The 15,587-nt window shown below is 67.5% G+C and carries 13 protein-coding genes; 6 read left to right on the top strand and 7 right to left on the bottom strand.

From position 1 onward, the window contains the following. On the top strand, positions 1-1,359 hold a 1,359-nt coding region (locus KB201_RS23585; protein WP_211540749.1), incomplete at its 5' end, for an HNH endonuclease signature motif containing protein. Between the two features lie 295 nt (positions 1,360-1,654). Continuing rightward, complete coding sequence (locus KB201_RS23580; RefSeq protein ID WP_159371660.1) at positions 1,655-3,301, top strand: acyl-CoA synthetase; 1,647 nt, start codon at positions 1,655-1,657, stop codon at positions 3,299-3,301. 59 nt (positions 3,302-3,360) lie between these two features. On the opposite strand, the gene KB201_RS23575 is transcribed toward KB201_RS23580, so the two are convergent. The 4 genes from KB201_RS23575 to KB201_RS23560 form a co-directional block, all read right to left on the bottom strand. Beyond that, the gene (locus KB201_RS23575; RefSeq protein WP_211540746.1) at positions 3,361-4,641 is read right to left on the bottom strand and encodes a competence/damage-inducible protein A; all 1,281 of its coding nucleotides are present in this window, start codon (positions 4,639-4,641) and stop codon (positions 3,361-3,363) included. An 87-nt stretch (positions 4,642-4,728) separates the two neighbouring features. Beyond that, the gene (locus tag KB201_RS23570) at positions 4,729-6,261 is read right to left on the bottom strand and encodes a catalase (protein WP_211540744.1); all 1,533 of its coding nucleotides are present in this window, start codon (positions 6,259-6,261) and stop codon (positions 4,729-4,731) included. A gap of 72 nt (positions 6,262-6,333) precedes the next feature. Then, positions 6,334-7,512, bottom strand: a complete 1,179-nt coding sequence (locus KB201_RS23565; protein WP_211540742.1) for a CaiB/BaiF CoA-transferase family protein — start codon at positions 7,510-7,512, stop codon at positions 6,334-6,336. A 32-nt stretch (positions 7,513-7,544) separates the two neighbouring features. Next, a complete protein-coding gene (locus KB201_RS23560) occupies positions 7,545-8,039 on the bottom strand; it encodes a MarR family winged helix-turn-helix transcriptional regulator (RefSeq protein WP_065629451.1) in 495 nt (164 codons plus the stop codon). Between the two features lie 55 nt (positions 8,040-8,094). On the opposite strand from KB201_RS23560, the gene KB201_RS23555 reads away from it, so the two are divergent. Further along, on the top strand, positions 8,095-8,517 hold the full coding sequence (locus tag KB201_RS23555) for a DUF5313 domain-containing protein (RefSeq protein WP_078112627.1): 423 nt from the start codon (positions 8,095-8,097) through the stop codon (positions 8,515-8,517). Between the two features lie 19 nt (positions 8,518-8,536). Here the strand turns inward: KB201_RS23555 and KB201_RS23550 are convergent, their stop codons facing one another. After that, entirely contained in the window at positions 8,537-9,373 is an 837-nt protein-coding gene (locus tag KB201_RS23550; protein ID WP_211540740.1) for an SDR family oxidoreductase, read from the bottom strand. Between the two features lie 433 nt (positions 9,374-9,806). Between KB201_RS23550 and KB201_RS23545 the strand changes: the two genes are divergently transcribed. Beyond that, complete coding sequence (locus tag KB201_RS23545; RefSeq protein ID WP_211540737.1) at positions 9,807-11,408, top strand: GMC oxidoreductase; 1,602 nt, start codon at positions 9,807-9,809, stop codon at positions 11,406-11,408. On the opposite strand, the gene KB201_RS23540 is transcribed toward KB201_RS23545, so the two are convergent. Next, positions 11,409-12,047: a TetR/AcrR family transcriptional regulator gene (locus tag KB201_RS23540; RefSeq protein ID WP_078112581.1), complete on the bottom strand. Its 639-nt coding sequence runs from the start codon at positions 12,045-12,047 to the stop codon at positions 11,409-11,411. Positions 12,048-12,292: 245 nt separating this feature from the next. Here KB201_RS23540 and KB201_RS23535 point away from each other — a divergent pair, with 245 nt between their 5' ends. Both KB201_RS23535 and KB201_RS23530 read left to right on the top strand, forming a co-directional pair. Beyond that, positions 12,293-14,287: an OPT family oligopeptide transporter gene (locus tag KB201_RS23535; protein WP_211540735.1), complete on the top strand. Its 1,995-nt coding sequence runs from the start codon at positions 12,293-12,295 to the stop codon at positions 14,285-14,287. Between the two features lies 1 nt (position 14,288). After that, complete coding sequence (locus KB201_RS23530) at positions 14,289-14,900, top strand: maleylpyruvate isomerase family mycothiol-dependent enzyme (RefSeq protein ID WP_211540733.1); 612 nt, start codon at positions 14,289-14,291, stop codon at positions 14,898-14,900. A 17-nt stretch (positions 14,901-14,917) separates the two neighbouring features. On the opposite strand, the gene KB201_RS23525 is transcribed toward KB201_RS23530, so the two are convergent. Continuing rightward, positions 14,918-15,487: a type 1 glutamine amidotransferase domain-containing protein gene (locus KB201_RS23525; RefSeq protein WP_211540731.1), complete on the bottom strand. Its 570-nt coding sequence runs from the start codon at positions 15,485-15,487 to the stop codon at positions 14,918-14,920. Positions 15,488-15,587 lie beyond the last annotated feature (100 nt).

The following is a 15,587-nucleotide window of genomic DNA, read 5'->3' as shown; positions in this document are numbered from 1 at the left end:
GTTGCCGACACCCTGCGTGACGGGGTCCTGTCGCAGTGGCAGATCCGGTTGGTCATCTCCCGCACCGAACTGATCCCCACCGATGACCCGATCACCCCCGCGTTGGATGCCGAGATCGCCGACACGGTGCGTCGCCGGAAAGGGGTGTGGGATCGGGCGCGGCTGCGGGACATGGTCGACCGCCTCGTGTTCCGCCACGACCCCGACGCGGTACGGCAACGCCGCCAAGACGCGATGGATCAGCGTGGGGTGTGGACCCACGAACTGCCCGACGGCACCGCCGAACTCACCGCCGTGATGTCGGCGGAAAACGTGCGGATCTCGGCCAAAGCCGTCGCCATCCTCGCCGACTCGGTCTGTCAGCGGGATGGCCGCACCCAGGGGATACGACGATCCGATGCGATGTTCGCGCTGTTGACCCGCACCAGCTTCGACTGCCAGTGCGACGATGAACAGCCGTGCACTGCCGACATCCCAGACCCGCAAAGCGTCCTCGACGCGGTCCGCGCCGAGGTCGTGATCCATGTGGTGACCGATGCCGCGACCCTGGCCGGGGCACCCGGGGTGGGGTTTCTCGACGAACACGGCATCATCAGCGATGAGCATGTCCGTGACCTCGCCGCCCGCCCGGACGCCACGCTGTCCCCGGTCACCCCCGCCCGCACCCAACCCACCTACGTCGCCCCCAGCACCAATGACGATGACCAGCGGCGGACCGCCCAACGCCCGGCACCAGCCGAGGACACCCGAGCCGACAGCGAGAAGCATTCCACCGCAACCCACTTCGGCGACTCGACCGATGTCACCGCCGCGGGTGTGGCGGTGGTGTATCCGGCGACCCATCCCGGCAACGGGTATCGGCCCACCGCGTCGTGTGCTGATTTCGTGCGGGTGCGGGACGGGTATTGCACCGAACCCGGCTGTACCCGTTCGGCATTCGCGTGCGATCTCGACCATGTCACCGAGTACGACCACACCGACCCCGCCCGGGGTGGGGCGACGTCGAGTGAGAACCTCAACACCAAATGCCGCCCCAGTCACCTCTTCAAGACCCACGGGGACTGGGTTGATGTGCAGTACCGCGACGACGACGGTCGCCTGGTCACCGAATACGAAACGCCCGAAGGGGTCACTCTGCCCGGCGACGCCGAGACGCTGGAAGACACCTTCCCGAACCTTCGGCGGATCCGGTTCGAGCAAGCCGCCCAAGCCCCACCCACACCACGGGTCATCGCCTCCGACAACCCGGAGCGCACACACAGCCGACTGGACGCCAAACTGGCCCGCCGGCGACAAGAACGCGCCCGAAACAAACGAGCCCGCGAAGAACTCGACCGCATCGACCCACCGCCGTACTGACCCGAGAGCACGTGGGGCTCCAATCTGATGACGCGAGTTGTCAGACTTGGTAGCCTGTCGCCACGAGATCGCCGTTCGGTCGACCCCATCGGGACGGCGAACGGTGACCTGAGTGCGAAATGCGGTGACCTGATCAGTGTGACAACCGATTCGGGTGAAACGGACATCGGTCGGCATGGTCGGCATATCCTGCACCTGTGGCACGGCTGGTGACGACGGTGACCAGGGTGCGTCGGGCGCGCAGCGAACCGGAAGAGAGCGACGACGCGGCCCAGCCGCGGAAGGTGGGGTGGACATGGTCTCGGTGACCGGTGCGGTCGGCACGGTGGTGGAATCGGCGCAGGATGCCTTTGGGGCGTTCAAGGTCCTGCGGCGATCGGGTCTCGTGGATCCGACGAAACCCAAGGAGCTGCTGACCACGGTCAAGCGGGCCAAGATCATCGGTCCGTGTGCGGCGGCTGTGGCACACGGTGCCGACGAGTATCCCGAGGCCGGAGCCGTCGCCGACGAGCACGGCGAGCTCACCTTCGGTGAACTCAATGCGCACGCCAACGCACTCGCCAACCACCTGCTCGCGTCCGGCATCAAGCCGGGATCGGTCATCGGCGTCATCGCGCGGGACCACCGGGGTCTGCTCACCACCATGAGCGCCGCGGGCAAGGCCGGGTTCCGCCTGGCCATGATGAACACCGGCTTCGGCAAGACCCAGTTCGCCGAGGTCGCCGAACGCGAGAAGATCGTGGCGATGCTCTACGACGAGGAGTTCACCGACCTCGCCGACTCCCTCCCCGCCGACACCCTGCGCATCGTCACCTGGATCGACGGCAACCGCCCCGTCGGCGACGGCGTCCAGACCCTCGACGACATCGCAGCCACCGGCGATACGTCGACTCCGCCCGAACCAGCCGCGTGGGGTGGACTCGTCATCCTCACCAGCGGCACGACCGGACTGCCCAAGGGCGCCCAGCGATCCAAGATGTCACCGTTCGCCAGTGCGCTTCTGCTGGACCGGATCTCGTTGCCGCAGCGCAGCGCCATGGTGATCGTCTCGCCGATCTTCCACTCCACCGGTTTCGCATTGTGGGGGGTGGGGACGGCGCTGGGCAACAAGACCGTGGTGATGCGTCGGTTCGACGCGGAGAAGACCCTCGCCGCGATCGCCGAGCACAAGGCGGAGGTGCTGGTCGCCGTCCCGACCATGCTGCACCGCATGGTCGCCCTGGGTCCCGACGTCATCGGCAAGTACGACGTGTCGTCGCTGAAGATCGTCGTGCTCGCGGGTTCGGCTCTGTCGCCGACACTTTCGGAAGCCATTCAGGACACGTTCGGTGACGTGCTCTACAACCTCTACGGCTCCACCGAGGTCGCGATCGCCACGGTCGCGCAACCGAAGGAGCTGCGTCTGGCACCGGGGACGGTGGGCCGCGCACCGGTCACGAGCCGACTCGCGCTCTTCGACGACAAGGGCAACCGGATCTCCGGGACCAACGTGCGCGGCAGGCTGTTCGTGCGCAACGGCGCCCCGTTCGAGGGGTACACCGACGGCCGCAACAAGGAGATCATCGACGGTTACATGTCCACCGGCGACATGGCCCGGTTCGACGAGCACGGGCTCCTCCACATCGACGGCCGCGACGACGACATGATCGTCTCCGGCGGCGAGAACGTCTACCCGCTCGAGGTGGAGAACCTGCTCGGCGAGCATCCCGACATCGACGACGTGGCGGTCATCGGCGTCGACGACGACGAATACGGAAAACGTCTGCGCGCCTTCATCGTCGCCGCCGAACATGCGAACCCCACGCCTGAGGACATCAAGGCGCACGCCAAGAAGCACCTCGCCCGGTACAAGGTGCCCCGCGACGTCGTCTTCGTCGATGACCTGCCCCGCAACCCCACCGGCAAGCTCGTCCGCCGGCACCTCCCGACCGGCCCGCTCTGACCCTTCGAGGCTCGTCGTTTGCGCTCCTCGCACCTCAGGGAGCAGGGGGTTGGCTCGCGTCAGGAAGTGCCCGAGGTCAGCGCGCGTACGACGAGATGCAGTGCGGCAGTGGTGGTCAGCGACCGGACACGCTCGCGGTCACCGGGGAACTTGCGCGTGACGGTGACCGTGGGCCGGTCGCGTAGAGCCACACCGAAGCACACGGTGCCGACCGGTTTCGTCTCGGTGCCGCCACCGGGGCCGGCCACTCCGGTGGTCGACACCGCGACATCGGTTCCGAACCGTGCGAGCGCACCCTCGGCCATCGCGGCGGCGACCTCCTCGCTGACGGCTCCGTGCGTGGCGATGAGCTCGGCCGGGACGTCGAGCAGATCCGACTTGGCGTCGTTGGAGTACGACACCACGCCGCCCATCACATAGGCCGAGGAGCCGGGCCGGTCGGTGAGCCGGGCCGCGACGAGTCCGCCGGTGCACGATTCGGCAGTCGCGATCAGTCGCCCGTCCAAGGCGTCGACCAGGAGATCGTCGATCGTGGAGCCGTCGGTCGAGAAGATCTGCCGCCCATGATGTTCGACGAGGAGGTCGAGGAGGGAGTCGTAGACCGACGCATCAGCTGCGGCGAATCGGGTGACCATGTCGAGTTCGCCTCGCCGCAGGCAGGTGGTGATCTCGAGCTGCCCGAAGGCGGGGATCGCGGTCTCCGCCGATCGCAGCGTCTCGGCGAGTTCCGCTTCGAGGAGACCGTAGGCGCGGATGGTCGCCTGACGCAGATCGTCGGCGCGGGACAGGACGTCGGCGACAGCCGCCGTGGCGATCGCGGTCGGCCACATCGCCTGGAGCTCCGAGGGCGGGCCGGGCAGGACGACGATCGTCGGCACGCCGGCCGCTGCGGGGATGACGACACCCGGCGCGGTGCCGGTCGGTGGTACCGGAACCGCCCCCACCGGTACCAGGGCCTGCTTGCGGATACCCGCCCTCGTCGGGCTGGAATCGACGTCGAATCCGATCCCGCGCCAGCGCTGGATGATCGCGGCGATGTGCTCCTCGAGTCCGGGATCGAGGAGTAGTTCGCGGCCGCAGAACTCGGCGACGGTGGCGACGGTGAGGTCGTCGGCGGTGGGGCCGAGCCCGCCGCTGGTGACGATCAGATCCACCTGCTGCTCGGCGAGGAAGCGCAGTTGCGCGGTGAGGTCGGCGGGCCGGTCGCCACAGATCGTGATGTGGGCGACGTCCACCCCGAGTTCGACGAGTTCCTCGGACAGCCATGGCCCGTTCTGGTCAGTGATCCGGCCGGTGAGGACTTCGGTTCCGGTGACCACGATGCCTGCGCGCACACTCACGCCATCGAGCCTAGTAGGCCACCGACGCAGAACGCGCCCCCGTCAGAGGGCGCGTTCCACGGTTCGGTGCGAACTGCGAGGAGAATGTCAGGCCTTCTCGGCCTTGGCCTTCTCCTGGGCGGACGACCGGGCGGGGTTGGCCTGGTCATCGGCCTTCGGATCGGATTCGTTCTGCTTCTCGGTCACACCGGACTGGATCCGCGCACCGATGTCGGGGTCGACGCGATGCCAGTATTCGAACGCCCGCTGGAGGATCGGTTCGGAGACACCGTTGAGGAGGTGCCCGACGACGTTGTCCACGAAACGTTCACGCTGCTCGTCGTCGAAGACCTCCCGGACCATCGTCCCCGCTTGACCCCAGTCGTCGTCCTCGGGATGGTCGACGTAGGCGCTGCGCAGGATCTCCCCGTTCGCCGCCCACTGCGGTTCGCCCTGGCCGGGATACAGCGCCGACGGGCCGCCCTTGGAATTGGGTGCGTAGACCGGGTCGGGGACGTTGTGGATGCGCATCGCCCCGTCCTTGGAGTACGAATGCACTTCGTTCTTCGGCGCGTTCACCGGGATCTGCTTGTAGTTGCCGCCGATCCGGTGGCGATGGGCGTCGGCATAGGAGAACACGCGCGCGAGCAGCATGCGGTCGGGGCTGAAACCGATACCCGGCACGACGTTGTTCGGCTCGAACGCAGCCTGCTCGATCTGCGTGTGGTGATCGACCGGATTGGTGTGCAGGGTCATCTTGCCGACCTCGATGAGCGGGTAGTCGCCGTGCGGCCACACCTTCGTCAGGTCGAACGGGTTGAACCGATAGCTCACCGCGTCGTCGAAGGGCATCAGCTGCACCTTGAGAGTCCAGCTCGGATGGTTGCCCGCCGCGATGTTCTCGAACAGGTCCCGGGTGTGGAAATCGGTGTCCGCAGAAGCCATCTGGTCGGCCTCGTGCTGGGTGAGGTGCTCGACTCCCTGGTCGGACTTGAAATGGTATTTGACCCAGTGCTTGACACCTTCGGAATTGACCCACAGGTAGGTGTGCGAGCTGTATCCGTTCATGTGGCGCCAGGTCTTGGGAATCCCCCGATCGCCCATCAGCCAGGTCACCTGATGCGCCGACTCCGGCGAGAGCGTCCAGAAGTCCCACTGCATGTCGTGGTCGCGAAGGTTGTTGTCCTGACGGCGTTTCTGCGAACGGATGAAGTGCTGGAACTTCATCGGGTCCTTGACGAAGAAGACCGGCGTGTTGTTGCCGACCATGTCGTAGATGCCTTCGTCGGTGTAGAACTTCAGTGCGAAACCACGCGGGTCACGCCAGGTGTCGGGGCTGCCGCGCTCGCCGGCAACGGTCGAGAACCGGGCCACCATCTCGGTTTTCACGCCAGGTTGGAACAGTGCGGCACAGGTGTAGGCCGAGACGTCCTGCGTCGTCTCGAAAGTGCCGAAAGCGCCGCTGCCCTTGGCATGCGGCTGGCGCTCGGGGATGCGCTCGCGATTGAACTGGGCCATCTGCTCGATCAGGTAGTGATCGTGCAGGACGATCGGGCCGCCGGCGCCAACCGTCAGGGAGTGTTCGTCACTCCCCGCGGGTGCTCCCGAATCCCGGGTGGTGAACAGAGAATCGTCGGACATATCGCCTCCGAGAGGTCGTCGTATCCGTGCATGACAAGCGGACCCGAGGGCTGCAGGTCCGTGCCGCCGATCCTACGCCGACGGCGTCGGCGGGACGCCGATCCCGAATTCCCGCAACACCGCCTCGGTGTGCTGTCCGAGAGCCGGTACCGGACCCATCGCGAGCTCGACGTCGTCGAAGGTCAGCGGCGGAAGCAGCGCCCGTACCGGGCCGACCTCGGTGTCCACCTCGCGCCAGCGGTCGCGCTCACTGAGCTGCGGATGCGCGACGACGCCTTCGAGGTCGCGGATCTCGGCCGCGGGAATGCCCGCGTCGGCGAGGCGACGGTCGAGCTCGTCGGTGGTGAAGCGTTTGGTCTCGGCGCCGATCGCGGCGTCGACCTCGGCTCGCCGGGCGACCCGCTCGATGTTGGTGCGATAGCGGGGGTCGTCGGCCAGATCCGGGCGCTCGAGGGCCACGCGGGTGAGCGTGTCCCAGCCGCGGTCGTTCTGGACGCCGATGAGGATGTCGCCGTCGGCGGTCGGGTACTTGTCGTAGGGCACGATGGCCGCATGGCCGAGCCCGGCACGGGCGATCTGCCGGCCGCCGTACAGGCGCATGAACATCGGGTGGCCCATCCATTCGACCGTGGCGTCGAACATGGCCACCGAGACGCGCGCGCCGACTCCGGTGGTGGCGCGTCGGAACAGCGCCGACAGTACGGAGGTCAGTGCGTACATACCGGCTGCGATGTCGGAGGTCGGGATACCCGTCTTGGACATCTCGTCGGGCGTCCCGGTCACCGAGATCAGCCCGGCCTCGGCCTGCACCAGCATGTCGTAGGCCTTGCGGTCGCGATACGGTCCGGCGTCGCCGTATCCGGACATGTCGACGACGACGAGCTCGGGATGGTCGGCGCGCAGATCCTCGGCGGCGAGGCCGAGCCGGGCGGCCGCCCCGGGAGCGAGATTCTGGACGAAGACGTCCGCGCCGGCGATCAGGGTTCGGATCGCCTGGCGTCCGTCCTCGCTCTTGAGGTCGAGGGCGACCGACTCCTTGCCGCGATTGAGCCACACGAAGTGCGAGGCGGCGCCGCCGCGCACCGCCGCGTCGTACTGCCTCGCGAAGTCCCCGTCACCGACCCGTTCCACCTTGATGACCCGGGCGCCGAGATCGGCGAGGTGTCGGGTGGCCAGCGGTGCGGCGACGGCCTGTTCGAGCGCCACCACGGTGATGCCCTCGAGGGGCAGAAGTCCTTCGTCCGGAGTCACCGGCCAAGGATCGCCGACGGTGCCACGCCCGGTCAACGAGACCCCTCGCCGGCCTCGGGATCGTTGGTGGCCTCGGTGAGGCGATGCAGCAGATACGTGAGCGTCCGGATGTCGTCGGGGTCCCATTGGGCCAGCCGAGCACGCCAATCGGTGACCGCCGAGGCGAGCACGGCGTCGACACGTTCGCGACCGTGATCGGTGAGGGTGACCACGCGGGCGCGGGCATCGCGCGGGTCCGGGTGCCGCTCGGCGAGCCCGAGCCGCACGATCGCGTCGATCTGCCGCGTCACCGTCGACTTCTCCATGCCGACGGCGGTGACCAGATCCGACATCGGCATCGAATGGTGCCGGGCCAGCACGGTGATGAGCGGGTAGCACGACGGGTCCAGCCGCGGGTCGATGGCGCGGGCGCGCAACCGGGTGCGCACCCGGCCCCGTCGCCAGAAATCGGTGAGTTCGGCCTCGAGGCCGCTGATCGGATCCGGGCCGGTGGGGTCGTCGGCCGACGCGGTCATCTCCGAACCCATGCCGGTCAGGTTACCCAGCCGGGGTGGGGGAGGCGACGTCGGACGACTCCCGCACGTGGTGCACGATCGACAGGTGACCTCTGCACCGCGCACCAAGCCGAATGCCTGGGAGTACGTGACGTACGCCTACTGGGCGCGTCTGCCGAAATCGATGCTCGGCTGGGTGACCAACGACCTGGCCGGTCCGGGTGCGTCGGTACGCATGGTGGTCCGCTGGGCGGTGCCGTGCATCATCGTGCTGACCCCGATGCTGTTCGTCCCGGCCGACTGGGGCGTCCGGATCACGATGACCATGCCGATCCTGCTGGCCTACCTCTTCTTCTCGATCGCGTTGAACCGGGTCTACCGCCGTCACCGGCTCGTCCAGCACGGACTCGATCCCGACCTGGTGAACAAGCTCGAACGAGAGAAGAACTCGGACCTCTACGACGAGTACCACCGCAAGTACCGCGGTGAACGACGCCGCCCGTCGAACTAGGCCGAGGCGGCGCCCACGTTCAGTACAGGTAGTCCTCGCCGCTGGCCCGGACCGTCACGTCGGACAGACTGATGCCCCACGGCTGGTCGATGACATGCACGACCGCCCGGGCGAGATCCTCCGGGGTGATCAGCCAGTACTTCACCGAGTCGACGTCGACGAGCTCGTCGGGCAGCGTGCCCTGCATCAACTCCGTGATGTGCTCGCGGTACGACGCCGCACGTTGCCCGACGATCCCGCGGATCGCGCGGTCGTTGACGATCCAGCTCGCCAGGTTGGTGCCGGCCACGCCGGTCGGTTTGACCGTCGTCACCTTGATCTTGCCCTTGGCCTCGATGCGTAAGGAGTCCGACAGCATCGTCACGGCGGCCTTGGTCGCGCTGTAGACACCCGAGCCCTCGAAGCCGCCGTTGCCGTAGATCGACGCGATGTTGACCACCTGACCCCGGCCCTGCGCGATCATCTGGTCGTACACCGCCGAGATGCCGTTCACGACGCCCTTGATGTTGATGTCGATGGCCCGGTGCCACTTCTCCCAGGCCCGCTCGTGGTCGGCGAAGAACGCCAGCGGCATCACCCCGGCGTTGTTGACGATCACGTCGATCGCACCGAACCGGTCGACGGCCGCCGCCGCGGCGCCCTTCATCTGGTCCATGTCGGTGACGTCGGCGACGTGTGCGACAGTCGACCCGCCGGTGGCGGTGATGCCGTCGGCGACCGCGGTGAGCCCGTCGGCGTCGATGTCCACACCGACGATGTGAGCGCCCTGTGCCGCGCACATCTCCGCGATCACCTTGCCGAAACCGCCTCCGGCGCCGGTGATGATGATGGTCTTGCCCTGCAGATGATCAGACATGCAACTCCCCGCCCGCGACAAATGGTCGCGTCATCCTAGCGTTCCGTTGCCGCCTGCTCGGCGAACTCCCCGTCCTCTCTTCGCTCTTCGGCACTCGGCCACGATCCCGACCAGGTCCACGCGAGCGCGGCGCGCCGCACTCACGCCCGCGCATCGGCCGTACACCGATGGCGGCCCTACCCACGCCCGCGACGATTCAGTCACATGACTGAAGGGCTTGTCAAGGTTTGCGTCGGCGATGTCCCCGATCACCACTGGTCACCGAAGTGGCCCTTGACACACAGGTCGTCCATGACAAATCCTGTGTCGCGACGGCCACGCCCCGGTCCGTCCCACGCGGCGTCCTCGACCCGCGACCACGGTCTCCACCGTCTCTCGAGCTGCCGAATCACCAAGCACCCGGCGCCATCTCGCGCCGAACGACAGGAGAACCATGACCGGGATATCACCGACGAGACGTACCTTCCTGCGAGCGGCGGCGATGACCGCGGCGGGTTCGGCGGCCGCGGCCGTCACCGGAGCCGGACCGGCGTCGGGAGATCCATCGCGACGTATCCGGCGGACACGCGAAGAGCATCGGGTGGTGATCGTCGGCTCGGGATTCGGCGGTGGCGTCGCGGCCCTCCGGCTCGCGCAAGCCGGCGTGCCGGTCCTGTTGCTCGAGCGGGGTCGGCGGTGGCCGACGGGTCCGAACTCGGAAACCTTCCCGCGTGCGTCGAGTCCGGACAAGCGGATCCTGTGGCACGAGTCGACCCCGAACCTCTTCGGCAAGCCGCTGAGCGTCGAACCCTATGTGGGACTGTTCGAGTCGGTCGCGGGCGTCAACATGACCGCACTCTGCCCGGCCGGCCTCGGCGGTGGTTCCCTTGTCTACCAGGGCATGACACTGCAACCGAGCGAGGCGGTGTTCAACGAGCACTTCCCGAACGCGCTCGACTGGCAACTGATGAACCGTGTGCACTACCCGCGGGTCGCGCGGATGCTGAAGGTCGCGGTGGCGCCCGATTCGGTGGTGCGTTCCCCGCAATACCTGGCACCGCGACAGTTCGCGAAACGAGTTCGGGCCGAGGGCCTTCCGCTGCAGAAGATCCCGATGCCGATCGACTGGGGGTATGCCGCGGCCGAGCTGCGTGGCGAGATGAAGCCCGCCTACACCAACGGCGACGGCGCCATCGGCGTGAACAACGGTGGCAAGCACAGCGTCGACGTCACCTATATCCGCGAGGCCGAGGCGACCGGGCGGGTTCAGGTCCGAACCCTGCACACCGTGCGGCAGGTCGCCCGCCGACCCGACGGCCGATGGTCCCTCGAGGTCGAACGCACCGACGAGTCCGGGAAAGTGTTGGAGCACAACGAACTGATCGCAGGGACACTCATCCTGTCGGCGGGCAGCGTGAACACGACCAAGCTGTTGGTGAAGGCGCGCGCGACCGGAACCGTGCCGGGCCTGCCCGACGGGGTGGGGCACGGATGGGGCACCAACGCCGACCGGATCTACACCTGGACCAGCCCCAGTATCGACTTCGGGACGGTACAGGGCGGACCGGTGGTCTTCGGCAGCCCCAACTGGAGTGATCCGAAGAGCGCGTTCACCGTCATCCAGGCATCGCTGCCGCCACTACCCGTGTACGCCGGCACCACGATGATGGTCGGCTTCGGGGTGAGCTCGGGACGTGGCGTCATCTCCTACGACTCGGCGATCGGAGATTCGGTGATCCGCTGGCCACACGAGGGCGATTCGGAGATCCAGACCAAGCACATCGACCGGACCGTGCGCCGGATCGCCGGACCCGACGCCGTCCTGACGGACACCAATGCGGTGTTCCCCTCGACCTGGCACGCGCTCGGCGGGGCCAACATGGGTGCGGTGTGCGACCTCGAGGGGCGCGTCCACGGCCAGCGCGGGCTCTACGTCATCGACGGCGCGCTCATGCCGGGCAACACGGCGGCCTGCAATCCGTCGATGACCATCGCGGCGGTCGCCGAGCGCGCTCTCGACCGGATCGTCGCCCGGGATGTCGGCACGGTCATCTGATCACCGGGAGGCGGCCGGCGCGAGCCACATCCCGGTCAGCGCATCGACGACCAGGTCGCGCTCGTGCTCCCATGGGGCTGTTCGAGTCCCGCCGTCCTCGGCGGCCCGTTCGATGTCGGCGAGCGCGTTGACGATCATGTGGCGCGTCAGGTTGTTGCGCACTTCGAGCACGTCGTCGGGAAAGGTCGGCAAGGTGGCGTAGAACCGGTCGAGGATCGTCATGAGGACCTCCGATCGCGCGGTCTCCGCATAGAGCAGGGCGGTCGCGGACGGATCGCTCGACACCTGGGCGAAGAACCGGGCGAAGTAGCTCGGCGCACCGATCTGTGCGAGGTACTCGACCTCGGGCCCGACGAGGCAGCGGAGCCAGTCGCGGACCCCGGGGTCGGGTCCGACCTCCGACAGGCATTTCTGGCGAAGCCGCTCGATCGGGACGTTGTGCGACGTCAGGGTGGCGCGGAGGAGATCGTCCTTGGAACCGAAGTGATGGCCGACGGCATAGTTGTTGCCCTGACCGGCCGCCTTGCTGATCTGGCGACTGGACACGGCCGCGACCCCGTTCAGGGCGATCAATTTCTCGGCCGCCTCGATGAGCAGCGCACGGGTGCGGGCAGACTGCTCCGTCTTCCCTTCGCTCATGGATCGATGATGCCCTACCGTCGCCGATCGAGACGCCGAGATGGTGGCCGTGTCCGACTCGCCGAAACACCGCAAAGCGGTCAGTGCCGTACGGAGGTGCGTCGACGCGACACGCGAACCGACCCCGGCTGCGCGGGAAGTCGCAGCGCGAGTGGTCATCCGGGCCTAAGGTGGATCGACGAATGTCCGGATGATCCACCGTCCGACCGACCGCCGGTCGCAGGACCCGACTGTTAGGGGACCAGATGGCGACTGCGCCTCCGGCCACGGCGAACCTGCGAGAACTGACGCTCCGAGGTGCCGTCCTCGGTGGCATCATCACGCTGGTCTTCACGGCCGCCAACGTGTACCTCGGACTCAAGGTGGGCCTCACGTTCGCCACCGCGATCCCGGCCGCCGTCATCTCGATGAGCATTCTGCGGTACTTCGCCAACCACTCGGTGGTCGAGAACAACATCGTCCAGACGATCGCGTCCGCCGCCGGCACGCTGTCGGCGATCATCTTCGTCATACCCGGTCTGGTCATCATCGGATGGTGGACGGGCTTCCCGTACTGGATCACGGTGGCGGTCTGCGCGATCGGCGGAATCCTCGGCGTCATGTACTCGATCCCGCTACGGCGCGCGCTGGTCACCGGCTCCGACCTGCCCTACCCGGAAGGCGTTGCGGCAGCAGAGGTACTGAAGGTCGGCGATTCCGCGGGCGGCGCCGCGGAGAACAAGGCCGGCCTGCGCACGATCGTCATCGGTTCGCTCGCGTCGGCCGGTTTCGCCCTGCTCACCAAACTCCAGGTCCTCAGCGATTCGATCTCGACGACGATCAGGATCGGCACGGGCGGAACGTTGTTCAGTGCCGGGTTGTCGATGTCGCTGATCGGCATCGGCCATCTCGTCGGGATCACCGTGGGCATCGCCATGCTCGTCGGGGTGGTGATCTCCTACGTCGTACTGCTGCCCATCGAGACCCAGGGGCGCACGGCGGGGGAGGATTTCGGCGACGCCGTCAGCTCGATCTTCGCCAACGATGTGCGACTCATCGGGGCCGGGGCGATCGCCATCGCGGCCGTCTGGACGCTGATCAAGGTCATCGGTCCGATCGTGCGGGGAATCCGGGCGGCCATGGTCTCCTCGCGATCGCGTCGGGAGGGGGTCACGGTCGACATCACCGAGCGGGACATGCCGATCAACATCGTCGGCGGCAGCATCCTCGTGCTGCTCATCCCGATCGGAATCCTGTTGTGGGACTTCGTGCGCGACACGGTTCTGGAGGGCAGTGCCACCGGGATCATCGTGGTCAGCATCGTCTTCGTGTTCGTCATCGGACTGGCGGTCGCGTCGGTGTGCGGGTACATGGCGGGCCTGATCGGGTCGTCGAACAGCCCCATCTCCGGCGTGGGCATCCTGGTGGTTCTCATCGCCGCACTGCTCGTGAAGCTGACCTTCGGGCCGGCGGACGACTCGCAGACCGACGCGCTCATCGCCTACACGTTGTTCACGGCCGCGGTCGTCTTCGGCGTCGCGACCATCTCCAATGACAACCTGCAGGACCTCAAGACCGGTCAACTCGTCGGGGCGACACCGTGGAAACAGCAGGTGGCGCTGATCATCGGCGTGCTGTTCGGGTCGGCCGTGATCCCGCCGATCCTGCAGCTGATGTACGAGGCCTTCGGGTTCGTCGGCGCGCCGGGTGCCACCGAGGACGCGCTCGCGGCACCGCAGGCCGGGCTGCTGACGACCCTCGCGCAAGGTGTCCTCGGGGCGGACCTGAACTGGGGACTCGTCGGAATCGGCGTCCTGATCGGCGCGGTGGTGATCGTGATCGACGAACTCCTCGGTCGTGCAGGGCGTTTCCGGCTGCCGCCGCTGGCTGTCGGGATGGGCATGTACCTGCCGATGTCGGTGGTCCTGATCATCCCGATCGGCGCCTTCATCGGTCACTACTACAACCGCTGGGCCGAACGCAGCGGCGGCGCAGTGGAACACAAGAAGCGGATGGGTGTCCTGCTGGCCACCGGCCTGATCGTCGGCGAGGCGCTCTTCGGCGTGGTCTTCGCCGGCATCGTGGCGGCCACGGGCGACGACTCGGCGCTGGCGATCGTCGGCGACGGCTTCGGGACCTGGGCACAGATCCTCGGCGTCATCGTGTTCGCCGCGACCATCGCCCTCCTCTACGACCGTGTCCGCAAGATAGCGACCGCGAGCGGGACGTCGTCGACGACCGCCGGCACTCCGAAGGACTGAGATGGCAGAGGGAACACTGACACGTGCGATCGACGATTTCACGGCCGGTGCCGAACATCTGACGCACTTGGTGAACCTGATCGCCGACGATCGCTGGGACGGACCGGGTCTCGGCGAATGGTCGTTGCGATCGCTCGTCGGACACGCGAGCAGATCGCTGACGACGGTCGTCACCTATCTGGCCGAGCCCGGTGGTGATGTCGAATTGACCTCGACCGCGGCCTATTTCGCATCGATCCGCGGTTACGGAGACCCCGCGTCGGTCCGACAGCGAGGAGTGGACGCCGGGCTGTCCCTGGGGAACGATCCGCGCGCCGGGGTCCGGGAGCGGCGCGCACAGGCCGTCGACGCCCTTGCGGGAACGGGGGATCGGCCCCTGACGACGCCGTTCGGCGGCATCATGCTGTCCGATTACCTGCCCACCCGGACCTTCGAACTCGCGGTGCACGGTCTCGACATCTCGCGGGCGATCGGTTCCGATCTCCCGCTGCCGGCCGAGGTGCTGGCGTCAGCGCTGTCGACGGCGGCCGCCACCGCACTGCTCACCGGTCAGGGCGAGCAGGCGTTGCTCACCCTGACCGGCAGGGAATCTGCACCGTTGTCCGTCGTCTGACGTCCCCGACGGGGCGGTCAGCTCGCGACGTTCGTGCGCGCGAACTCGGCGACGATCGCGGCGTTGAAGGCGGCGAGGTCGTCGGGCTTCCGGCTGGTGATCAGCACGTTGTCCCCGTCGCGGCATGTCACGACCTCCTCGTCGACCCAGGTGCCGCCGGCGTTGATGATGTCGGTGCGCACACTCGGGAACGACGTGAGCGTGCGTCCGCGAACAACGTCCGCCTCGATCAGGGTCCAGGGCGCGTGGCAGATGGCCGCGACCGGCTTGCCGGCATCGAAGAAGCTCCGCACGAAGCGGACGGCGCGCTCCGAGGTACGCAGGAAATCCGGGTTCGCGACACCGCCCGGCAGGACCAGCGCGTCGAAATCCATCACGCGGGCGTCCTCGAGAGTGGTGTCGACCGGGAAGGTGTCGGCCTTGTCGAGGTGGTTGAACGCCTGCACCGTGCCGGAGTCGGTGGACACCAGGACGGGCTTGCCGCCGCACGCCTCGACCGACTTCCACGGTTCGGTGAGTTCGACCTGCTCGGCGCCCTCCTGGGCGACCAGGAAAGCGATGGTGGTGCCGTTCAGTTCTTCGGCCATGGCCGTGTACCTCCTTGTACGCGCCGACTATGTCATCGGCGCCTCGTCGGATCCGGTACCCGCGGGTGTCGTGCACCAAACGGTCGCACCCCGCCCGGGT

It is taken from the genome of Gordonia sp. SCSIO 19800 (genome assembly GCF_018132775.1).
In the GTDB taxonomy this organism is placed as follows: Bacteria; Actinomycetota; Actinomycetes; order Mycobacteriales; family Mycobacteriaceae; genus Gordonia; species Gordonia hongkongensis.
The sequence above is the reverse complement of the archived record's forward strand: the minus strand, read 5'-3'. Positions and strand labels throughout refer to the sequence as shown.

Coding starts and splice junctions, on each gene's coding strand:
- KB201_RS23580 (WP_159371660.1), top strand. CDS start 1,655: ATGGTCTCGGTGACCGGTGCGGTCGGCACGGTGGTGGAATCGGCGCAG.
- KB201_RS23570 (WP_211540744.1), bottom strand. CDS start 6,261: ATGTCCGACGATTCTCTGTTCACCACCCGGGATTCGGGAGCACCCGCG.
- KB201_RS23560 (WP_065629451.1), bottom strand. CDS start 8,039: ATGGGTTCGGAGATGACCGCGTCGGCCGACGACCCCACCGGCCCGGAT.
- KB201_RS23550 (WP_211540740.1), bottom strand. CDS start 9,373: ATGTCTGATCATCTGCAGGGCAAGACCATCATCATCACCGGCGCCGGA.
- KB201_RS23545 (WP_211540737.1), top strand. CDS start 9,807: ATGACCGGGATATCACCGACGAGACGTACCTTCCTGCGAGCGGCGGCG.
- KB201_RS23540 (WP_078112581.1), bottom strand. CDS start 12,047: ATGAGCGAAGGGAAGACGGAGCAGTCTGCCCGCACCCGTGCGCTGCTC.
- KB201_RS23535 (WP_211540735.1), top strand. CDS start 12,293: ATGGCGACTGCGCCTCCGGCCACGGCGAACCTGCGAGAACTGACGCTC.
- KB201_RS23530 (WP_211540733.1), top strand. CDS start 14,289: ATGGCAGAGGGAACACTGACACGTGCGATCGACGATTTCACGGCCGGT.
- KB201_RS23525 (WP_211540731.1), bottom strand. CDS start 15,487: ATGGCCGAAGAACTGAACGGCACCACCATCGCTTTCCTGGTCGCCCAG.